The 22398-nt window shown below is 68.8% G+C and carries 18 protein-coding genes; 16 read left to right on the top strand and 2 right to left on the bottom strand.

Annotated features, from left to right (window positions below; genetic code table 11):
• Positions 1-130: 130 nt before the first annotated feature.
• The 6 genes from SM754_RS09380 (at position 131) to SM754_RS09355 (ending at position 5657) form a co-directional block, all read left to right on the top strand.
• Positions 131-424 (top strand): PadR family transcriptional regulator, encoded by a 294-nt coding sequence (locus SM754_RS09380; protein WP_323675962.1) that lies wholly within the window; start codon positions 131-133, stop codon positions 422-424.
• 152 nt (positions 425-576) lie between these two features.
• Positions 577-1224 (top strand): class I SAM-dependent methyltransferase, encoded by a 648-nt coding sequence (locus SM754_RS09375; RefSeq protein WP_323675961.1) that lies wholly within the window; start codon positions 577-579, stop codon positions 1222-1224.
• Positions 1225-1455: 231 nt separating this feature from the next.
• Positions 1456-1977, top strand: coding sequence for a P-loop nucleotide/nucleoside kinase family protein (locus SM754_RS09370; protein ID WP_323675960.1), 522 nt, complete (start codon positions 1456-1458; stop codon positions 1975-1977).
• A 168-nt stretch (positions 1978-2145) separates the two neighbouring features.
• Positions 2146-3024 carry a DUF726 domain-containing protein gene (locus tag SM754_RS09365; protein WP_323675959.1) on the top strand — a complete coding sequence of 293 codons (879 nt, stop codon included), beginning with the start codon at positions 2146-2148 and terminating at the stop codon, positions 3022-3024.
• A gap of 123 nt (positions 3025-3147) precedes the next feature.
• The gene (locus SM754_RS09360; RefSeq protein ID WP_323675958.1) at positions 3148-3951 is read left to right on the top strand and encodes an ABC transporter ATP-binding protein; all 804 of its coding nucleotides are present in this window, start codon (positions 3148-3150) and stop codon (positions 3949-3951) included.
• Positions 3948-5657: a hypothetical protein gene (locus SM754_RS09355; protein ID WP_323675957.1), complete on the top strand. Its 1710-nt coding sequence runs from the start codon at positions 3948-3950 to the stop codon at positions 5655-5657. Before SM754_RS09360 ends, SM754_RS09355 begins: the two co-directional genes overlap by 4 nt.
• 37 nt (positions 5658-5694) lie before the next feature.
• On the opposite strand, the gene SM754_RS09350 is transcribed toward SM754_RS09355, so the two are convergent.
• Complete coding sequence (locus SM754_RS09350) at positions 5695-6903, bottom strand: hypothetical protein (protein ID WP_323675956.1); 1209 nt, start codon at positions 6901-6903, stop codon at positions 5695-5697.
• Between the two features lie 212 nt (positions 6904-7115).
• On the opposite strand from SM754_RS09350, the gene SM754_RS09345 reads away from it, so the two are divergent.
• The 7 genes from SM754_RS09345 (at position 7116) to SM754_RS09315 (ending at position 16792) form a co-directional block, all read left to right on the top strand.
• Positions 7116-7922 carry a cytochrome b family protein gene (locus SM754_RS09345; protein ID WP_323675955.1) on the top strand — a complete coding sequence of 269 codons (807 nt, stop codon included), beginning with the start codon at positions 7116-7118 and terminating at the stop codon, positions 7920-7922.
• 68 nt (positions 7923-7990) lie between these two features.
• Positions 7991-8860 carry a universal stress protein gene (locus SM754_RS09340; RefSeq protein WP_323675954.1) on the top strand — a complete coding sequence of 290 codons (870 nt, stop codon included), beginning with the start codon at positions 7991-7993 and terminating at the stop codon, positions 8858-8860.
• Positions 8861-8966: 106 nt separating this feature from the next.
• Positions 8967-9938, top strand: coding sequence for an AAA family ATPase (locus SM754_RS09335; protein ID WP_323675953.1), 972 nt, complete (start codon positions 8967-8969; stop codon positions 9936-9938).
• A 219-nt stretch (positions 9939-10157) separates the two neighbouring features.
• Positions 10158-11375 carry a CBS domain-containing protein gene (locus SM754_RS09330; protein WP_323675952.1) on the top strand — a complete coding sequence of 406 codons (1218 nt, stop codon included), beginning with the start codon at positions 10158-10160 and terminating at the stop codon, positions 11373-11375.
• Positions 11376-11522: 147 nt separating this feature from the next.
• Positions 11523-14288 (top strand): cation-translocating P-type ATPase, encoded by a 2766-nt coding sequence (locus tag SM754_RS09325; protein WP_323675951.1) that lies wholly within the window; start codon positions 11523-11525, stop codon positions 14286-14288.
• Between the two features lie 1089 nt (positions 14289-15377).
• Positions 15378-16250, top strand: coding sequence for a ParA family protein (locus SM754_RS09320; protein WP_323675950.1), 873 nt, complete (start codon positions 15378-15380; stop codon positions 16248-16250).
• A complete protein-coding gene (locus SM754_RS09315) occupies positions 16247-16792 on the top strand; it encodes a DUF7970 domain-containing protein (RefSeq protein ID WP_323675949.1) in 546 nt (181 codons plus the stop codon). Before SM754_RS09320 ends, SM754_RS09315 begins: the two co-directional genes overlap by 4 nt.
• 23 nt (positions 16793-16815) lie before the next feature.
• Here the strand turns inward: SM754_RS09315 and SM754_RS09310 are convergent, their stop codons facing one another.
• Complete coding sequence (locus tag SM754_RS09310) at positions 16816-18432, bottom strand: cobyric acid synthase (RefSeq protein WP_323676304.1); 1617 nt, start codon at positions 18430-18432, stop codon at positions 16816-16818.
• A 143-nt stretch (positions 18433-18575) separates the two neighbouring features.
• Here SM754_RS09310 and SM754_RS09305 point away from each other — a divergent pair, with 143 nt between their 5' ends.
• From SM754_RS09305 to glmS, 3 genes are all read left to right on the top strand, one after another.
• Complete coding sequence (locus SM754_RS09305) at positions 18576-18986, top strand: DUF5658 family protein (RefSeq protein ID WP_323675948.1); 411 nt, start codon at positions 18576-18578, stop codon at positions 18984-18986.
• Positions 18987-19438: 452 nt separating this feature from the next.
• Complete coding sequence (locus tag SM754_RS09300; protein ID WP_323675947.1) at positions 19439-19648, top strand: hypothetical protein; 210 nt, start codon at positions 19439-19441, stop codon at positions 19646-19648.
• A gap of 460 nt (positions 19649-20108) precedes the next feature.
• Positions 20109-21920 (top strand): glutamine--fructose-6-phosphate transaminase (isomerizing), encoded by a 1812-nt coding sequence (glmS, locus tag SM754_RS09295; RefSeq protein ID WP_323675946.1) that lies wholly within the window; start codon positions 20109-20111, stop codon positions 21918-21920.
• Positions 21921-22398 lie beyond the last annotated feature (478 nt).

Here is a 22398-nt window from a genome sequence, read left to right as displayed (position 1 = left end):
AACTACCGGGAAACGACCGTACCAGACCTTTGATGCGAAGAGAATCCCCGGTAAAGATTGCTGATTACCATGGCCAACTGACGCCGACAGGTCAAAACACTCAAACCAACTGGTCCCCAGAAACTACCACATGCACGACCTGACCGGATTCCAGAGGGACTTGCTGTACACCATCGCCGGCCTCGACGAACCGCACGGCCTCGCGATCAAGGACGAACTCGAGGAGTACTACGAATCGGAGATCCACCACGGTCGACTCTACCCGAACCTCGACACGCTCGTCGACAAGGGCCTCGTCGAGAAGGGCGAACTCGACCGCCGCACCAACTACTACACCCTCACCCGTCGCGGCCGGCGCGAGCTCGAGGACCGCCGCGAGTGGGAGGACCAGTACGTCGAACAGGCGGAGAAGGCCTCCCAGTAACACCGCTCGACGGTCCCACTCCGGTCCCCTCCGCGGTTGATTGATTTTCCTCCTTCGGCACGACACGTCCAGTTCCGACGCCGACGCTCCGCGAGCGCACGCGATCAGCGACGCCGTCGGGATTGAAGCCCCTGGCGGCCGTCGCTCTCGCCGTGACCGACCACGAGAACCCGCTGTTCGCCGCGATATACGACCCGGCGACCGCGCTCGCCGAGGCGACGGTGCTCGCTCCGCACCGTCGGTACCTGACGAACGGGCTCGCGGGGCGCGTCCTCGACCTCGGCACCGGTACCGGCGCGTCCTTTCCGTTCCTCGTCGCCGCTCGCGACGACGCACGCCGGGCGGACGACGACCTCGACGCGCACCTCCTCGACCCCGACCGACACATGCTCTCCCGTGCCCGTCGGGCCGCTCGAACCCACGGTCTGGACGCGACCGTCGTCTGCGGGGTCGCCGAATCGCTCCCCTACCCCGACGACAGCTTCGACGCCGTCCTGTCCGCGCTCGTCGGCTGCACCGTCCCCGACCTCGACGCCGCGCTCGACGAGGTCGGTCGCGTCCTCCGCCCGGGCGGCCAGTTCCGGTTCTTCGAGCACGTCGCAGCAGACGGCCTCCAGGGTCGCGTCCAGACCGCCATCGACCCGGCGTGGACGCGCCTCGCTGCGGGCTGCCACCTCGACCGCGACCTCGAAGCCGCCTACCGCGCGCATCCCGGACTGGACGTCCGGACCGTCGAGCGCCGCGACGGCGTCCCACCCGTCTCGCCGCTCGTCCGCGGCGTCGCCGTCGCGACCGAGTGAGGACGACGTCCGCCTCTCGACCGTCACCACCCCACTCTCGGCCATCAGCATCAGGCGACGGATATGCACGAACGTGGTGATAATCCGTCGTCGACCGCGAACGATTCTACACCTTTATTGTGGCCAAGCGGCGACGGTACCCTGTCAGATGACCACCGAACGGGCGCCATGGGCGCACTCCCAGACCGGTCAGGCAGACGGACGTACACCAACATCGCCGACATCGACACCATGTTCGTCCTAGTCTGTGGTCTTCCCGGCGCCGGGAAGACGACAGTCGCCGGCGAGGTCGTCGACCGACTCGGCGCCGTCCGCGTCCGCACCGACGTCGTCCGGAAGGACCTCTTCCCGGACCCCGAGTACAGCGACGCCGAGACCGACGCCGTCTATCGGACCGTCGTCGAACGCGCCGACGCGCTCCTCGAGGACGACGAGCAGGTCGTCCTCGACGGCACGTTCCGCGAGCGGGACTTCCGGACGCCAGCGTACGCCCTCGCGCGCGACCACGACGTCGACATGGTCCTCCTGAAGGTCGAGGCGGACGACGCCGTGGTCAGGGAACGCATCCGCCAGCGCGAGGACGACGCGAGCGACGCGGACGTCTCCATCTACGAGCACTACCGCGACAAGTTCGACCCCATCCGGTCCGACCACGTCGTCGTCGACAACTCGGGGAGTCTCGACGCCACGCGCGAACAGGTCGCCGACGCCATCGCGAACCCGACGCCGGTCGGCCTGCCGCCCGACGCCTGACGGCGTCGGCCGAACCGGCCGTCGATACCGCTCCCATGGCTGTTCGCGGGTCCTGTGGCCCGTTCGATAGCTCTCTCTTCGTCGAAGCCGCCGCCACGAAGAAACCTCACGTTCGTTCATCGAAGTTCCGAAAGAGCTATTCCGGCGGCGATTACCGTTTGCTATGTCATGAGGCGACGTACCATACTCAAGGGGGCAGCGGCGACGGGAACCATGGCGATTGCCGGCACCGGACTCGCCAGCGCCGGCGGCGACGGCAACGACGAACTCGACGCCCCCGACGACTACCCGGGGGTATCGACCCGCGAGCACTTCGACATCAACTGGTACGGGTCCGTGGAACTCGACGAGGGCACGTACAGCTACGACCACCGCGGCGACTGGGCGAAGTACGACGACGGCGACGAGCTCACGCTGTTCGTCCACGGCTGGCGCACCGAGAACGAGGACGACGGCGACATCAACGGCGCCTACACCGCCGAGAAAGCGCTCCAGGAGCAGGACTACGACCCGACCGGCGCCGTCTACACGTGGGACGCCGACAAGGGCGGCGGCATCGACGACGGCTGGTACGAGGCCCAGGAGATCGCCGCCCAGAACGGCCCGAAGCTCGCGAACTTCCTCCTCGACTGGCAGGCGAGCGACGGTCGCCCCGTCAAACTCGTCGCGCACTCCCTGGGCGCCCAGGTCGCGTGCTCGGCGATGAAGAACCTCCGGGCGTGGGAGAACCCGAACGTCGTCGACAGCCTCGTCCTCGTCGGCGGCGCCGCCGACAACGAGGCCTGCGCGGTCGACGGCGAGTACGGACCCGGTCTCGAATACGCCGCCGGATCCGTGCTCAACTGCTACAAGACCGACGACTCCGTCCTCGAATGGGCGTACTCGCTGGGCGAACTCAACACCGCCGTCGGCGAATCCGGCGTCGACGGCACGCCGCCGGCGAACATGACCGAGGTCGACGTCACGAGCGTCGTCCCCGACCACTACTCGTACCCCGAACTCAAGGAGGACGGCGGCTGCATGGACGTCGTCGTCCAGAACTGGTGAGCTGAGCGACCGACGACCGACCCGGAGAACTGGTGACCGGTCCGACCGCCGCCCGACCGGGGTTCCTTCCAACCCGGAAACTGTTCGTCATCTTTTAAGAAGGCTCGCGTCGTACGTCGACGCATGTCACCCGGTCCTCGTGACGCCTCCAACCAGTCACTCGCAATCGAGACCCGCGCACTCACCAAGCGGTTCGGCGACGTCGACGCCGTCACCGACCTCGACCTCTCGATACCCGCCGGCGTCGTCTACGGGTTCCTCGGCCCGAACGGCTCCGGGAAGACCACGACGATGCGGATGCTCACGACGCTCACACGCCCGACGTCCGGCGAGGCGTTCGTCGCCGGGTCCCCCACCACCGACCGCGAAGCCGTCATCCAGCACGTCGGCTACCTCCCCGAGAGCCCGCCCGTCTTCGAGGAACTCACCGCGCGCGAGAACCTCCGATACGTCGCGTCCCTCCACGACATCCCGCGCAGCGAGGCCGACGCCGAGATCGACGAGTACCTCGACCGGTTCGGGCTCGCCGACGCCGCCGACCGCCGCGTCGAGGGCTACTCGAAGGGGATGCGGCAGAAACTCGGGCTCGTCCAGGCGATCATCCACGAACCGGACGTCATCTTCCTCGACGAACCCACGAGCGGCCTCGACCCGCGCGCCGCCCGCACGGTCAAGGACCTCATCGCGGAACTCGCCGACCGCGACGTCACCATCTTCCTCTCCACGCACATCCTCAGCGTCGTCGACGAGCTCGCCGACCGCGTCGCCGTCCTCCACGACGGCGAACTCGTCGCCGAAGGCTCGCCCGACGAACTCAAGCACCGCGCCGAGGAGACCGCCGAGAGCACGCTCGAGGACGCGTTCCTCCGCATCACCGAGGACCACGACGACGAACCGCTCGAACCCGACGAGGAGGTGATGGCGTGAGCACGCCCAGCGACACCGCCGACCGCGGGGTCGGGCTGCGAACGCTCCGACACGGGCTCACGCTCGGGCGCGTCGACCTCCGACGGATCCTCCGCAAGTCCGTCGACCGGAAGTCCCAGATACTCGCGTACGCCGTCCTCCTCGTCGTCTTCGGCGGCGCCGGCGGATACGGATCGTACCTGTTCGGCCGCGAGGTCGGTCTCGGCGGCGACCTCCCCTTCGACTACACGATGCTCGAGGTCGCCCGCGGTGCGTTTGCCATCCTCTGGCTGTTCTTCGCGGCCCTCGTCGTCGTCCGCACGGTCGGCGCCCGCGGCACCCTCGAGAACGACGTCGGCGTGCTCTCGATAGTCCCGACGCGCGAGGCGGTGCTCGGCGTCCTCGTCTCCGAGTCCGGCCTCGCGCTCGCGTACGCCCTGCCGCTCCTCTCCGTCCTCGCAGTCGGGTACAGCGCCGGCGCCGGCACGTACACGCTCCTCGCGACCGCGCCCGTCGTGGCGCTCGCCGCGAGCGCGACCGCCGTCTCGGTCGCGTATCCGGTCGGGCTCGCCATCAGGCACGTCGTCACGCGCATCGAGTTCGTCGCACGCCACAAGGGCCCGCTCATCGTCCTCGCGTTCGTCGCGTACATGGGGCTCATCCTCTCTGACGTCCTCGGGAACGTCGTCGTCACCATCTTCGAGCCGATGCAGGGCGCGCCGACCGCGTGGTTCGCGGACCTCCTCCTGCTCGGCAGTCCCGTCGCCGCGAGTCCGCTCCGCGCCGTGCTCGCGCTCGCGCTCGTCCCGGCGCTCGCCGCGGCGAGCGTCCTCGTGACGACGCGCGTCGCCGACGAGCACTGGTTCGCCGACCCCGTCCTCGCCGGCACCGATGACGACGACGCGGACGTCGACCCGCACACCGACCGGCACGACGACGGCCTCCTCCTCCGCGTCGAGGACGCACTCGGCGGGTACGTCGGTCGCGGCACCGCAGCCGTCACCGTCCTCGCGTGGAAGCGCGCCGCACGCGCCCCCCTGAAGCTCCTGTACGTCGCGTACCCGCTCCTGTTCGCCATCGGGTTCCTCGCCGATATCGTCCAGACCGGCGAGGTCCCGCCGTTCGCACCGGCGGGAGCGCTCCTGTTCGTCGCGTGGGCGGGCGCGGTCGTGTTCACGCTCAACCCGCTCGGCGACCAGGGGTCGGCACTCCCCGCGACCGTCCTCTCCGCGGTCGACGGCCGCCAGTTCGTCGGCGCGCACGTCCTCGCCGGCGCCGTCGTCACCGTCCCGCTCGGGACCGCGCTCGTCGCCGCGCTCGCGCTCGCCGTCCCCCTCGAAGGCGACGTGCTCGCCGCCGTCGTCCTCGGCACGCCCGCGAGCGTCATCGTCGGCAGCCTCTTCGCGGTCGGTATCGGGATGCTGTTCCCGCGCTACGAGGCCGTGAACATCACGCGGTCGACGAAAGCGGTCGTCCCGAGCCTCCTCGCGTTCCTCGCGTACTCGCTGTACCTCGTGCTCGTCGTCGCCGCCGCCGGCATCGTCTACGAGCCCGCGGTCGAACCGTTCGTCGCCGCCATCGCCAGCTGGCTGCTGCCGTTCGGGTGGAGCGTGACCGCGGACACCGTCGCGCTCGGCGCACGCGCCGCGCTCGTCCCGCTCGCCGTCGCGCCGTTCGCGTCCGTCTGGTACGCGGTCCGGCGGTTCGACACGGTCACCGTCGACTGACCGCCGAGCGCGTTCGCGCTCCCCGAGACGGTCTCCTTCATCGCGTCGCGAACGCGCCGGCGAGCAGGTAGCCGTAACCCAGTGCACCGGCGAGTCCGACGAGCGCTCCCAGCGTCTCGATGCCGTCGAGTCCACCACCGGCACCGATGGCCTGAAGCGCCACGCCCGCGGCGAGCGCACCGACAACGACGCTCGCGGTACGGTCCGTACAGTACCGCCAGCGACCGACCGTGGGCGGATAGAACTGGAACGTCGCGCCGACCACCGTGAGGCCGAGGAACCCCAGGAGGGTGAGGCGACGGTGGGCGGCGACGAGCCCGCCGTCGAGTCCGACGACCGCGAACCACGCACCGAGCCCGACCGCGGCGACGCCCGCGAGTGCGCCGACGAGGACGCTCCGGAACGCGACCCGCCGTCGATCCGACCGCCGGAACAGGTCGACGTACGCGACCGCGTACGCCGTCACCGCGGTCGCCTCGAGGAGCGCGCCAGCGGCGAGGGCGTCGCCGACCGGGACGGACGCGGCGAGGACGACCGGACCGACCGCACCCGTCGCGAGCGCGAGCACGAACGCACCCCGCGGCGGGTCGACGACCAGGAACCGCGGCCAGAGGCGCGCGCCGAGCGCGACGACGAGCAGGGTCGCGGTCCCGGCCCCGAGGAGGTGCGTCGCCCGCGGCGGGTACCCGTCGAACACCGGCACCGCGCCCGCGAGGACGTCGACGGCGGGCGCGCCGTTCCACGCGACCAGCGTGGCGTACGAGCCCGCGAGCAGATAGAGGACCGCGAACGGGACGAACGCGTTCGCCGCACGGTCGAGCCCCGCGAGATGGGCCTTCCCCTCGCCGGTCGCGGTCTCGGCGCCCGTCGGATTCGAGCGTATCGTCCACGCCAGTGCGGCGACGAACACCACGACACCGGCGGTCCACGCGAGCGCGCCAGCCGTCCCGACGACCCCCGGAACCGACTCCAGGGAGGCAGCCGCCGCCATCCCGGCGACGCCCAGTCCCGTGAGCGGCAACTGGACGACCATCGCCCGCGGCGCGGCGAGGTCGCGGTCGAAGTACGTCGGGACGAGCGAGTACGCCTTCCCGAAGACGACGTGGAGCACGAACCCGTAGAGCGCGAGCGTCACGACCGACCGCGTCGACGCGCCCGCGAGAACCGCAGCGTGCGTCGCGACGAGCGCGGCGACCGCTAACGCGACGTACCGACGCGCCCACCGCGACACCAGCGCAACCGCCATCGTGCACGCTTCGCGGACCACCGTCAAATCGGTGGTGCCTGATACGTTCGCGTCCTCGACGCCGCGCCCCCGGGACGCACTCCGGGACGCCAGCCCAACTGTCGGACTGACCAGTCAATCATAATGAATGTCCCGCCTGAATCATACGAACTGCAACCCGACCCCGTCTCCCTTTTGCGTACCGTCCCGAGTTCTCGCCGTAGCCCTCCACCATGACAGCCACCGACGACGGCGACGTCGACGAGAGCGACAGCCACGAGGCACGCACCGACGGAACGGGCGTCGTCGCACCCGACGGCGACACCCCGACCTGGACCGAACGCAAGACCCGAACGCAGGGGCTCTCCCGGTTGACGTACGAGTACTTCGAGCGTGCGCGACGCGAGGATCAGGACCTCCGTCAGGAGTCCGATTACGTCGAACGCGACGTGCTCGGGTTCCCGGCGTGGCCTCACGAGATGATCCGGAACCTCGCCCTGACGAGCTTCTTCGTCGGGATGATCCTGTTCCTCGCCGGCACGCTCCCTCCGCACATCGGCCCGCCCGCGAACGGGAACGAGACGCCGGTGGTCATCCTGCCGGACTGGTACCTCTACTGGTCGTTCGGCCTCCTGAAGCTCGGCCCGCTGAACCCCGAACTCTCCATCCTCGGCGGGGAGACGGCCGCGGAGGGTGCGAAGCTGATGGCGGACCGCACGTACGGCGTGGTCGCGAACCTCGTCGTCGTCGGGTTCATCGCCATCGTGCCGTTCCTGAACAAGGGGAGCGCGCGCCGCCCCGTCGAACAGCCGTTCTGGGCGGCCGTCGGCGTCGCCGGCGTGACGTTCGCGTTCACCATCAGCGTCTACTCGCTGAAGAACATCGTCAGCGGCCTCGTCGACCCGAAGCTCCTCCTGGACCTCTCGTTCCTCCTGCCGCTCGTCACCGGCCCCATCGCGTACGCCGTCCTCCGCTCGATGCAGGAGGGATACATGTACGACCTGAACCGCCGATACTACCGGCTGCGGCCACCGAAGTGACGCCCGACGGCAGCTAACGCGTCGGAATCGTAGCAAGGCCTTTTGGACCCGACGTCGAACTCCCACTCATGTATCACGACGTTCTCGTTCCGGTGACCGCGGAGACCAGCGACACGCGATTCCTCTACCACGTCGGCGAGCTCGCGACCGCGATCGACGCCGAGGTGACGCTGCTCGCGGTCGCGGACACGAACCGCGACAGCGTCACGCTCGTCGACGGCGACGTCGTCGACGCCCTCGAAACCGAAGGCGAGCAGGCGCTCTCGGACGCCGAAGGCGTCCTCGAATCCCTCGGGCTCGACGCGCACACCGACGTCGTCCAGGGGTCGCCCGCGCAAACCATCGTCGACTACGTCGACCGCTACGAGCACGACCTCGTCGCGATGCCGACGCACGCCCGAACCGGCCTGCAGCGCTACCTCCTCGGGAGCGTCACCGAGAAGGTCGTCCGACTCTCCCCGGTCCCGGTCCTGACCGCGCGAACCGACGAGGACGACCTCGCGTTCCCCTACGACCGTCTCCTCGTCGCCGTCGACGGGAGCGCCGCGTCGCGTCGCGCGAGCGAACACGCGCTCTCGCTCGCCGCCGCGCTCGACGCGGGCGTCGACGTCCTCTCAGTCGTCGACACCGGCGGCATCGGACCGGACGTTCGCGCGCAACTCGTCACGGAGCGCGCTCGCGAAAGCGCACAGGACCTCGTCCGCGACGTCGAGACCGACGCCACCGACCGCGGAATCTCCGACGTCCGCACCGAGATCGTCGAAGGGCTGCCGGCGGACGCCATCGCGTCCTACGTCGACGACCACGCGGTCGACGCCGTCGTGATGGGCACCACCGGTCGCACCGGCATGGACCGCGTCCTCCTCGGGAGCGTCGCCGAGAAGACCGTCCGGACCGCGCCCGTCCCCGTCCTCACCGTCCGCCACGACGGCGACTGACCCGACGAACCGACCGCGGAAACCACGTTGCTCGGCGACCTCGACCGGCCTCCACGGTCGCCCCTCGCCAAAGCGCTTTAACCCGGCTCCCTCCGATACGTACACGATGCCAACGGACGACATGTCGGTCCCCGACGCGGCCGCCTACGCCGGTGACGTCATCGACCGCATCGCCGCCGCCGTCATCACCGACCGTGCGTTCCTCGAGACGGTCCTCGCGGGCGTGCTCGCTCGCGGCCACGTCCTCCTCGAGGACGTCCCGGGGACGGGGAAGACGCTCACCGCGCAGGGCCTCGCGCACGCGCTCGGGCTCTCGTTCAACCGCGTGCAGTTCACGCCCGACCTCCTCCCGAGCGACATCACGGGCTCGCACGTCTACAACGAGCACACCCAGGAGTTCCAGTTCAACGAAGGCCCGATATTCGCGAACGTCGTCCTCGCCGACGAGATCAATCGCGCCCCGCCGAAGACGCAGGCGGCGTTACTGGAGGCGATGGACGAGAAGCAGGTGAGCGTCGACGGCGAGACGCGCGACCTCCCCGACCCGTTCTTCGTCATCGCGACGCAGAACCCCGTCGAGCAGGAGGGGACGTTCGAGCTCCCGGAAGCGCAACGCGACCGGTTCGTCATCAAGACCGCGATGGGGTACCCCGACCGCGCCGGGGAGCTCGAACTCATCGACCGGCGCGCGAACCGCTTCACGCAGATGCCGACGATCGAGGCGGCCGTCGACGAGACCCAGGTCCGCGCGCTCCAGGAGGTCCCCGAGCGCGTGCACGTCGAGGGGAACGTCCGCGAGTACCTCGTTGACGTCGCGCGCGCCACACGCGTCGACGACCGCGCCGAGATCGGCGTGTCACCGCGCGGTATCCAGCGGTTCTTCGAGGCGGCGCGCGCTCGCGCCGTCATCGCCGGCCGCGACTACGTCACGCCCGACGACGTGAAGTTCGTCGCCGACCCCGTGATGCGTCACCGCATCGTCCTCACGCCCGAGGCGAACATCCAGGGCGTCACGAAGGCCGACGTCGTGGACGCGGCGCTCCAGAGCGTCGACGTCCCGAACGTCGCCGGTTCCTGAACCCGCGGTCGTCCCAGGCGGCGCCAGGTGGTCGCTCCTCGCCCCGGTTCGAACGACCTCCAAGCGCGGACCTCGTCGGGTCCCGCCGCGCGTGTCGCCGCGGACTCTCACGGCGCGGGAACGACGGCCGATTTCTTGTACGTCTCGCCCGTAGCATCGGATGTGGTCGCGCGGCCGAGGTATCGCTCACGAACGCCCGCGGTAACGGAACGCAAGCCCATGGACATCGCTGACATCATCTCGACCGACTTCGTAGCACTCCGCCCCGACGACGCGGTCTCGAAGCTCGTCGGGGTCTTCGAGGACCCCGCGGTGAACGGCGTCGTCGTCCGCGACGACGCGTTCAGGGGCGTCGTCACGCGACGACAGCTCGCGAGCTCGCAGCATCCGCCCGAGGAGACGGTCGGGTCGCTCGTCTGGCACGTCCCCCGGCTCTCGCCGGACGACGACGTCCGGAAGGTCGCGCGACTCATGATCGACGCGGACTCGCGAGTCCTCCCGGTCTTCGAAGGGAGCGACCTCGTCGGCGTCGTCACCGTCGACGACGTCGTCGAGGCCGTCGAACCGTTCCTCGACGCCGCGACCGTCCGAGAGGCCGCGACCAGCGACATGATCACGGTCGGCCCGGACGCCACGTTCGGGCGGGCGCTTTCCGTCCTCCGAGAGCACGGCTTCACGCACCTGCCGGTCGTCGACGACGACGACGCGGTCGGCATCCTCAGTCTCCACGACGTCGTCGACGTGACGACGCGCGCGGAGACCCGCAGTCGGGGCGGGAACGCCGGCGGAACCGACGCCGGCGGCGGGCAGATCGCGGCGAGCACCGCCCGGGTGAGAGCCGGTGGGTTCGGCGCTCGCGACGGCGAGCGCGCTCGCGTCCTCGACCTCCCCGTCCGCGACGTGATGGTCGCACCGGTCAGAACCATCCATCCCGACGAGACGCTCGACGTCGCCGTCGCCGAGATGTTCGACGTCGACGGGTCGTCGCTCGTCGTCACCGAGAACGGCGACCCGTCCGGGATCGTCACGAAGACCGACGTCCTCGACGCGCTCACGTGGGAGACCGGCGGGTCTCGCGCCGTCCAGGTGTCCGGGACGGACCTCCTCGACGACGTCCAGTACGACGACGTCGTCGAGATGGTCGACACGTTCGACGCGATGGACGGCGACACGAACGTCCTCGACGCGAAGGTCCATCTGCACGAGCACGAAGAGACCCATCGCGGCACGCCGCTGCTGCTCGCGCGCATCCGCCTCCACACCGACGACGGCCTGTTCATCGCGTCCGGCGAAGGCTACGGCGCGAACCACGCCCTGCACGAGGCTCGGGACGTCATCGAACGCCAGGTCCGGGACGACAAGACGTACGGTCGGACGAAGAAACCGCCGAGCCCGGAGTTCTGGGACAAGCGCTTCGGGTGGCTGCTCGAGGAGTGACGACCGAGGGCGTCCTTCGACTCCGGGACGTACCTCTAAGAGCGAGGGGTTCGACGGCCGTAGCATGAACGCGACTGCAGCCGTCTCGGCTCGCGGTCTCAGCCGCGAGCGGCGGACTCGAACGGCCGTGGCGTGGTCGGTCGAGACATGACCTCGGCGACGGCCGCGAACCAGCCGGCGTCGGACCAGCCGGCCGCGTCGACGCCCTGGCACGCTCGCACCGTCGAGGCCGTCCTCGACGAACTGGACGCGACCACCGACGGCCTCTCGACCGAGGAGGCCGAACGACGCCTCGACGAGTACGGGCCGAACGAGATCCGCGGCGAGAACGCCGTCTCGCCGCTCCGTATCTTCCTCTCGCAGTTCCAGGACGTCCTCATCTACCTCCTCGTGCTCGCCGCGCTCCTCTCGCTCGCCGTCGGCCTCCTCCCCGGCGAGACGGCGAACGTCGTCGACGCCGCCCTCATCCTCGTCATCCTCGCCGCGAACGGCGTCTTCGGGTTCGTCCAAGACTACCGCGCGGAACGGTCGATGCAGCGACTCCGCGAGCTCGCCTCGCCCGCGGCGACCGTCGTTCGCGACGGCGAGAGACGCACTGTCGACGCCACCGCGGTCGTCCCCGGCGACGTCGTCGTCCTCGAACAGGGCGACGCCGTCCCGGCGGACGCACGACTCGTCGAGAGCACGAACCTCGAGACCGCGGAAGCCGCCCTGACCGGTGAGAGCGCGAACGTCGGGAAGGACGCGACCCCGGTCGACGCGGGGACGTCGCTCGCCGAACGACGGAACATGGTGTACATGAACACGAACGCCGTGAGGGGCCGAGCGCGCGCCGTCGTCGTCGGCACCGGCATGGACACCGAGGTCGGGAGTATCGCCACCCAGATGCAGGCGGCCGAGGACGGCGAGACGCCGTTCCAGGCGGAGGTCGACGAACTCGGCCGCCGTATCGGCCTCGGCGTGCTCGCACTCATCTCGCTCGTCGTCCTCGTCCAGTTCCTGTTCACGGAGACCGATGCCATCAGCATCTTCCTGACCGCCGTCACGCTCGCCGTCGCCGCCGTCCCCGAAGGCCTCCCGGCCATCGTCACGCTCACGCTCGCGCTCGGCTCGCAGAAGCTGATTGAGAGGAACGCGCTCGTCCGCCGGCTCCCCGTCGTCGAGAGCCTCGGGAGCGTCGACACCATCCTCACGGACAAGACGGGGACGCTCACCGAGAGCCAGATGACCGTCCAGCGGGTCGCTGCCGGCGACGACGTCTACGACGTCACCGGTGCGGGCCTCGAGACCGACGGCGAGTTCGTGCGTGACGGCGACCCGGTCGACCCGGCCGTGCTCGAACCCGTCTTGCGCTGCGGCGCGCGTTGTAACAACGCCGAACCCGCGCCCGACACCGAGGACCGCGCGTACTTCGGCGACCCGACGGAGGTCGCGCTCCTCGTCTCCGCCCTCAAAGCCGGCGTCGAGCGCGACGCCGACCGCGTCCGCGAAGTTCCCTTCTCCTCGGACCGCAAACGGATGACCGTCGTCGTCGAGGGACCCGACTCGGGGGACGATGTCGACGAGGGCACGCATACGGCGTACATGAAGGGTGCGCCCGAGGTCGTCCTCGACCGCTGCGACCGCGTGCTCGTCGACGGCGCGGAACGCGACCTCACCGACGCCGACCGCGACCGAATCCTCGACCGCACCGAATCGTTCGCGAGCGACGCGCTCCGCGTCATCGGGTTCGCGCACAGGCGCGTCGCCGACCCCGACGTCGACGCGGACGCCCTCGAGGACGACATGGTGTTCCTCGGCCTCCAGGGGATGCTCGACCCGCCCCGCGACGAGGTCCCACGGGCCGTCGCCGACTGTCGCGACGCCGGCATCCGCGTCGTCATGGCGACCGGCGACAACGTCGAGACCGCGAAAGCCATCGGCGAAGAGATCGGGTTCGACCCCACGGGCGCGATAACCGGGGCCGAGGTCGAAGCCTTGACCGACGCGGAACTCCAGGAGGTCGTCGAGACCGTCGAGGTGTTCGCTCGCGTCGCCCCCGAACACAAGGTCCGCATCCTCGACGCCCTGCAGGCGAACGGGCATCGCGTCGCGATGACCGGCGACGGCGTCAACGACGCCCCGGGCGTCCGGAACGCTGACGTCGGCATCTCGATGGGCGAACGCGGCACCGACGTCACGAAGGAGGCGAGCGACATGATCCTCCAGGACGACAACTTCGCGACCATCCGGGACGCCATCGCCGAAGGCCGCGGCATCTTCGACAACATCCGGAAGTTCGTGAACTACCTGCTGTCCGCGAACGCCGGCGAGGTCCTCGTCGTCTTCGCTGGCGTCCTCGTCGGGAGCGCGCTCTACCCGTCGCTGTTCGCCGGGAACACGGAAGCGCTCGTCCTCACGCCGGTCATGCTCCTCTGGATCAACCTCGTCACCGACGGATTCCCCGCGCTCGCCCTCGGCACCGACCCGAAGGCGGACGGAATCATGGCGCGCGCGCCACGCGGCGACGACGACCCCGTCATCGACCGCCGGATGACGTACTCCATCGGCACCATCGCCGTCATCATGACCATCACCGGACTCTCCCTGTTCTTGTACGCGCTCGAGGTGACGCGCGACCTCGTCGTCGCACAGACGCTCCTGTTCACGCTCCTCGTCACCGTCGAGATGGTCCGCATCCACCTCATCCGCTCCCGGTACGACCTCTCACCGCTCTCGAACCCGTGGCTCGTCGCCGCGGTGATCCTCTCGCTCGCCCTCCAACTCGCCGTCCTCTACACGCCACTCCGCGGGTTCTTCTCGGTCGTCGCACCGTCGCTCACGCACTGGACGTGGATCGGTGGCGCGTTCCTCGCGTTCGTCGCCCTCGCACTCGTAGCCGAATCCCACGTCGAACGCACCGCCGCGTCCTGACCGGCAGTCCCCTCATCCCTCCTGACCTTCGTCCCCAGTCGCCGTCTCCTGTGGCTCCCAGTCCGCGTTCACCGTGCAGGAATGAACTCACCGGATGACGCTCATCTCGTGTCCGTGACTCACCACTTCACTCCCCTCTACAGTTCCGAGACCGTTTCCGCGACCCCACGTGCTCCGACATCCAGTCACTCAACCCGAACAGAAGCATATAGTGACATCCGATTCATGAACGCTTCCCAGAGTGTTCCCCCCTAAACGCGCCGACCCCGACAGTCCCACCGCACCTCGTCCCGTCCCGGCACGCCCATTCGACACTCGGCTGATCCCCCGGCGCAACGTCACTCCTCCCCGGCCACTTCCGACTGTCGCCACGACGAGCTCACGCTCCAACTACTACCCTCCCGGAGCCCAGGTTCCGAACTGGTACCGCCTCCGGCGGACGCGAACTCGGCCTCGCGTACTCACCGGCATCCCCTCCGCCCCTGGTCTATCAACCAACCACGTTCCCTCAGGTACCAAACCCAACCCCTCTCTCACCTCTTTCCCAATCCAGGAGTTCCCGCTCCCCTGCCTGGCCATGACTCGAACCACGAGTTCACACCTCTCGTTCTCCCAATGTGGAGTTCAGGAACACGTCGATCTTGCACTCGACCCCTCGCCATCCAACCAATCCGTACAGCCAGGGTCACGAACAGTCCGACCTCCCTGCGCCATCCCCTAGGGACTCAGAGCAGTTCAGCCGTACCGACCACTCCAGAGGTACTCCTTGACACCCCCCGCTACAGTCCCGTTACTCAGTTGCGCCACGCAGTGAGTACGACCTTTCCTCTTGACCAGTCACCTTGCCCATTCAGATGAGTGGCTCAACCTCACCACGCGCACTATCCAACACAGATGAACAGTAACACTGCTTGGTGTTACTGTTCAGTGTAACTGAGAACACTGGCTGGACAGGTTATGTGGGCAACTGAACTGGTGAATTTGCTTGCTCAGTGGGGTTGGGCAGGATACCTGACCAATACTGTTGGCTGCACTGTCTGTGTGCATGGACTGTGTTTTATTACGGATGGGTCAGTACGTACAGTCCAGATGATCACGTACACGACGTACAGTGAAGCCGGTGGGGTGGGGAAGACGACGACAGCGGCGAACCTGGCGGCCGCGCACGCCGAACGCGGCCATCGCGTCCTCGTCGTCGACCTCGACCCACAGGAGGGCTCGCTGAGCTACGTCTTCGACGTCGCGGACGACCGAGCGGACGGGAGCGCGGACAACATCGTCCGGCACCTCATCGGCCGCCCGAAGGGCGAGTTCACCGACCTCATCCGGACGGACACCGGCGAGGCGGGCGTCGACGTCCTTCCTGCGCACAACATGCTCGCGAACCTCACGCAGAACATGATGAAGGCCGCGGAGATCGAGGAGGACATGCACGTCGACGACGACTACGAGTGGCCGCGGAACGAGCAACTGCTTCGACTCCTCCGCGAGAACGACGTCCCCGACGAGTACGACGTCGTCATCTGCGACCCGCAGGCGACCGAAGGGGACGCCCTGTACAACGCGATCTACGCGACCCGGTCCGTGCTCCTGCCCGTCGAGCTCTCCGGGAAGGGCGCGCTCTCCATCGACGGCCTCACCGACCTCGCCGAGGGACTGGAGGCGGAGGTCGGTATCGACGTCGGCGTGCTCGGCATCGTCCCGGTCGCGTACAAGGGGACGAACACCCAGCAGGAGCATCTCTCCGAGCTGGAGGCGTCGCCGTTCGACGTCCCGGCGGTGTTCGGCGAGCGTTCGAGTCTGATGCAGGAGATGTGGGAGTCCCAGGCGACGGCGTTCCGCGTGCTGGACGAGGGATGGAAGGAGGGCGAGAAGGGACTGCGGCGAGAGTACGACCGCGAGACGGACACGCTCGATCAGTACCGCGACCTCGCCTCGCACGTGGAGGGTGAGTTCGAATGAAGAAAGGTAGCGGCGACGACCCGTTCGCGGACCTCGACGAGGAGGCCGGTGGAGACGACGATCAGGTGGCTGACCCCCAGGGGTCGGACGGTGAGGAGGCGGATCCGGCTGGGTCCGACGAGGACCCCAACTCATCAACCGAAGAGCGCTATACGGATTCGTCTGGGAGCGGTTCGGTGGATGGCGGTCCGGAGACGGGCGGCTCAGGCGGCGACGTCGTAGATAAGGGAGAGGTTACCGATAGCTCCGACAGCACTGATAGCGGACGCGAGGACGGGCAGACGAAGGCGGAGGCCGACGGAATCCCGTGGGTGCTCCGCCGGTCGCGCGTCAAGGAGGACCGGGGGAACGTCCACCAGTTCTTCCTCCGCGAGGAGTACAGCACTCGCGAGGACGAGATCCTCGAAGCGGTCGCCGGGGAACTCGACATGCGCCAGAAGGACCTCCAGAAGCTCGACGTCCGCGAGGCGATGGTCGCGTCCGCCGACCCGGAGGCGATCGCGGCCGTCCTCCGCGAGTGGGGATACGAGTACCTGAAGTAACCTGAAACCCGGTTAGCTGTCTTCTATCGGACGGGCGTCCAGCGGTCGTCCGCGAACGGACCGTCGAGTTCGGCGACGAGTGCCGCGGCGGCCGCGAACGGGTCCGCGTCGAGGTCGTCGGTGACCGTTCGCGTTCGACCGGCGTGCGCGTAGACCGCGTCGACGAACGCGTCTCTGACCGGTCGGTTCTCGAAGAGCCCGTGGAGGTAGGTCCCGACCGCGCGGTCGGTCGCCACGCTGCTCTGGCCGAGCGGCCGCACGTCGGCGCCGGCGACCGACGGGTGGTCGCGGTCGACGGTCGTCTCCCCCATGTGTATCTCGTAGCCCTCGACGGCCGCCGCTGCGTGATGGTCTTCGGCTCCAGCGTCGAGATAGCCGGTGGCGTCGAAGGGGACGGCGACGGCTTCGACGCGTTTGTCGGTCGAGAACGCGGTCTCGCCGGGGAGGACGCCGAAGCCGTCGACGACGTCCGCGTCGCCGATGCCTTCGACCGCGGCGTTCGTGATGCGGTCGCCCAGGAGCTGGTAGCCGCCGCAGACGCCGAGGATGGGGCCGTCGAACGCGTCGAGCGCGCGTTCGAACCCGGCGTCGCGGAGCGCGTGGAGGTCGTCGACGGTGTTCTTCGTCCCGGGGAGGACGAGCGCGTGAACGTCCGCGACGGCGTTCACCGCACGTTCGGGCTCGATGTACGCGACGCGGACGCCGGGCGTTCGCGCGAGCGGCCCGAAGTCCGTGAAGTTCGAGATCCGCGGGAGCCTGACGACGCCGACCGTGACGGTCCGCGGTTCGGGGACGCCGTCGTCGTCGCCGATGACGTGGCTGACGTCGCCGGGGCCGCGCGCCGTTCCGTCCGTCCGACTCGCGTCGGGGATGCCGAGGCTGTCCTCCTCGGGGAGCCCCGGGTCGTCGTAGGGGAGGACGCCGAGCACGGGAACGCCGGTCCGGGCCTCGAGTTCGTCGACGCCCGGTTCGAGGATCGACCGGTTGCCGCGGAACTTCGAGACGACGGTGCCGACGACGCGCTCGCGGACGTCGTCCGGCATCAGTTCGAGCGTCCCGTAGAGGCTCGCGAAGACGCCGCCGCGTTCCACGTCGCCGACGACGACGACGTTCGCGTCCGCGAACCGCGCGGTCTCGACGTTCGCGAGGTCGCGGTCGTGGAGGTTGATCTCCGCGATACTCCCCGCGCCCTCCGCGACGACGACGTCGTGTTCGGCCGCCAGCCGCGCGTGCGCTCGTGCGGCCGCCTCGCGGATGACCCCCCAGTGCTCGTCGTAGTACTCGCCGGCGGCGTACGTGCCGACCGGGTCGCCGTCGACAACCAGCTGGCTCTCGCCGTCGCCCCGTGGCTTCAGGAGGACGGGGTTGTGGTCGGTCGACGGCGGGACGCGAGCGGCGCGCGCCTGGGTGTGCTGGCTGACGCCGACCTCGCCCCAGCCGCCGTCCGGTGCGAGCGCCACCCGAGCGTTGTTGCTCATGTTCTGCGCTTTGAACGGCGCGACGTCGACGCCGCGGTCCGCGAGCCGCCGGCAGAGCCCCGCGACGACCGTGCTCTTCCCGACGTGGCTCGCGGTCCCGGCGACGAGCACTGTCGTCGCGGTCGACCCGTCGGCCGCGTCGCCCCCTCCGCGCTCACGCATCGAGCGGTCGCGTCTCTCGGTCACGACTCGCTCCTCGATGCGACCGTCGAAAAGCGTGCCGTTCGACGGTGCTCGCTCGGTACACGGACGGTACCCGCGGTACCGTTCAGATAACAAAGCCGTTCGGGGATGTACGATGGGTCGTGTCGCACGTCGACGTCGACCTTCCGGGGTCGGTTCCGCGGTCGAGAGCGGTGCCGTCGGCGCTCCAGGGCGTCCTCGCGGTCGCGACGACGTCGACGCTGGACGCGGCGTCCACGGTCGCCGGGCTCTCGCTCGCACCCGTCCTCGTCGAGAGCAACCCGCTCGCGAGAGCGCTGTTCGCGGAGTACGGCGTCCTCCAGTCGGTCGTCCTCATCTCCGTCCTCCTCGCGGTCGTGGTCGTCGGCGTCACCGAGGCGGCGGTTCGCGTCGTCGCCGCCCGGACTCGTCGGTCGGTCCTCGCCGGGAGCGCGGTCCGGTTCGTGGGGTACGGGACGCCGTCGCTCGTCTCGCTGTACGCCGCCACGAACAACGTCGTGCTCCTCGTCGAGCACGCGCCGCTGTTCGCGTGACGTCCCCGGGGTCGACGCCATCGCACTCGAAACAGCCGCTATGCGATGGTTCGGCGTCGAGCGGTCGGATGATTCGGCGTCGAGCGGTCGTCCGGTGAAACGGGGCGAACGCTCAGACCGATAAGGCGAGCTTACCGCGCTTGCGGCCGCAACAGCCCGGTAAACGGTGCGTGTGTAATACGTCGACTACCAGTCGGAAAACGTCGGTATCACGTAATCGACTGGTAACCGACCGTCGTATACGGGCCGCGAAGTGGTGGAAAGGTCTATTCATGTAGTCCCTCGCTACTCGTGCATGGTGTCACGAACCGCTTCGCTCCCCATCCGTCGCCGGTTCGGCGGCGGTAAGGGGGCGTTACCGACGAGAAACGGCCCGTTCGACCGGCTTCGGCGCGAGCGTGGGGGACGGAGGCAAGCATGATTATGGGGTGGGTGATGGGGGTGACTCAGGCGTGACTGACCTCGAACGTGCGTGGGAGGGCGTCGACGACGACCCGGATCTGGAACGCGACCTCGGCTATCGGCCGTTTGACGTCGAGGTCGTGGTCGCGGAACAGTACGGACAGCTCCTGTTCCTGCCGAGCGACGACGACATCCTCGAGGAGGACTCGTTCGTCGTCGCCGACGAATCGCTGGTCGTCGACCTCGCCGACCGGCGCTGACGGACGCCGCGGACTGGCTCACTGGCACGGACGGGTGCAGTGACCTGGCTGTCTATCGCTGCTCGTCGGACCGGCCGGACCGGTCGGTCCGGTCGTGACAGTCCACGGTCTCCTACTCCGAGCACGTGGTAGTCACCTGATAACAGCCGGTCATGAGGATTGGTAACTCCTTGCAAATTGTCGGGTGGATTGGCGCCGACGACGGCCGAGCAGTACGACCGAACTACCCGACCGACCACCGTCCCTTGCTCTCGCCAACTGACGCATAACAAAGCCCGTCTCTACCCTCCCTGTTGGTATCAGTAAGGTCGTGACAACGAATGCAAAGCAAAGATTTCCACCACCCGAATCCCCCGTACTCGTCCTCCTCGAGAACGCTCGACCTCCACGCGGCGAGCTCGCCCCCCACTCGTCCGTCCGCCCGGCCACACGCCGGCGGACGGGGGAGGTAATCGGACCGATGTGCGGCATCACCGCGCGCGTCGGGACCGACGACTCCTCGGAGTCGCTCGTCGCGACGCTCGAGAACCTCGAGTACCGCGGCTACGACTCCGCCGGTATCGCCGTCAAGAACGGCACCGGCCTGAAGATCCAGAAGCGCGAGGGACAGGTCGCCGCGCTCCGTGCCGCGGTCGCTGAGAACCGCCTCCAGGGCGACCTCGGCATCGGGCACACGCGCTGGAGCACGCACGGGGAACCGTCGGACGCGAACGCGCACCCCCACGTCGACTGCTCGGGGCGCGTCGCCATCGTCCACAACGGCATCATCGAGAACCACACCGAACTCCGTCGTGCGCTCGAAGCCCGCGGCCACGAGTTCCGGAGCGACACCGACACCGAGGTCGTCCCGCACCTCGTCGAGGAACGACTCGACGCCGGCGACGACCCCGAAGCGGCGTTCCGCGCCGCCATCGCCGAGCTCGAAGGGAGCTTCGCGCTCGCGATGATCCACGAGGACGTCGACAGCGTGTTCGCGACCCGCACCGGGTCGCCGCTCGTCCTCGGCGTCGGCGCCGACGCGAACTACCTCGCGAGCGACGTGCCCGCGTTCCTCGAGTACACCGACCGCGTCGTCTACCTCGAGGACGGCGACGTCGCGGTCCTCACCGCCGACGACTTCCACATCACTGACGCCGACGGCTTCGAGGTGTCCCGACCCGTCGAGACCGTCGACTGGGCGGCGGAGGACGCCGGGAAAGGCGAGTACGACCACTTCATGCTGAAGGAGATCCACGAGCAGCCGACGTCGCTCCAGCAGACCATCCAGGGTCGACTGGACGGCGACGACGTCGTACTCGAAGCGTTCGACGCGGGGGCGTTCGCCGACGTGCAGCGCGTGCACTTCGTCGCGTGCGGCACGAGCTATCACGCGGGGCTCTACGCGGAGAGCCTGTTCGCGGACTGGAACGTGGACGCGCAGACGTTCCTGGCGAGCGAGTACGCCACCCATCCGCCCGCCATCGGGGACGGGACGCTCGTCGTCGGTATCACGCAGAGCGGCGAGACCGCTGACACCCTCGGCGCGCTCGAGATCGCCGATAAGCGCGGTGCGCGAACACTCGCGTTGACGAACGTCGTCGGGTCGAGCGCCGCGCGGCTCTGCGACGACGCGCTGTTCATCCGCGCCGGCCCCGAGATCGGCGTCGCGGCGACGAAGACGTTCTCGTCGCAGGTGGCGACGCTCGTCCTCCTCGGCGAACGCATCACGCGCGACGTCACGGGCGCGTCGACGCCGGACTCGGCCGCGCGCCTCCGGGCGCTCGCGGAACTCCCCGAGCACGTCCGGACCGTCCTGGAGACGACGTGCGCGGCCGAGGTCGCCGACCGGTACGCGCACGAGGAGTCGCACTTCTTCATCGGTCGCGGGAGCGCGTTCGCCGTCGCGCTCGAAGCCGCGTTGAAGTTCAAGGAGATCACGTACGAGCACGCCGAGGGGTTCGCCGCGGGCGAACTCAAGCACGGCCCGCTCGCGCTCGTCACCGAACACACGCCCGTGTTCGCGGTCTGCAACGGGAACAACGAGGCGAAGCTCGCGAGCAACGTCCGCGAGGTCCAGACGCGCGGCGGCCCGGTCGTCGGCGTCTGCCCGCGCTCCAGCGACGCGCTCGCCGACGCCGCCGACGAAGTCCTCACCGTCCCCGCCACCCACCCTGACCTCGTCGCCATCCTCGCGAACGTCCAGCTCCAGCTCGTCGCCTACCACGCCGCCGACGACCTGGACCGCCCCATCGACAAACCCCGGAACCTCGCCAAGAGCGTCACCGTCGAGTGACCGACGCACGCTGGCAGTCACGACCACGTTCCCGCTTCTCTCCGCCAACAGGCGCTCGCTCGTTTCTCTAGCCCATCTAAACCCGGGAGGGTTCTCCAGAACCAGTTGCATCCCTCTCGCCGCAGTCCCAGATTGACATGCCTTCCTCGCCATCGCGGAGACACCTTCTCGGAGTTGCTGGTGCATCACTCCCCGTGCCACTCGCCGGCTGTGCTGTCTCTGCATTCCGTTCCGAGGAAGCGCACGCAGGTCCGGCCTACCTGGACGAGACCGGCGTCGTCTACGAGCAGGAGCAACTAGCTCTCTCTGTGCAACCAGATGCTGTGCGGCTAGGTGACCCAGTCACGTTCGAGATCCAGAATACGAGTACGTCCGAGTTCACGCTCGGCTGTCACAATCCGTGGGCACTACACCGGCAGACGAATGCGGGTGGACACACCTGACGTGGACTGCCGGGGGGTACCATGACCTCTATGCC

This window comes from Halorubellus amylolyticus, from assembly GCF_034808145.1.
Lineage (GTDB): Archaea > Halobacteriota > Halobacteria > Halobacteriales > Natrialbaceae > Halorubellus.
This window is presented reverse-complemented; position numbering and strand designations above follow the sequence as displayed.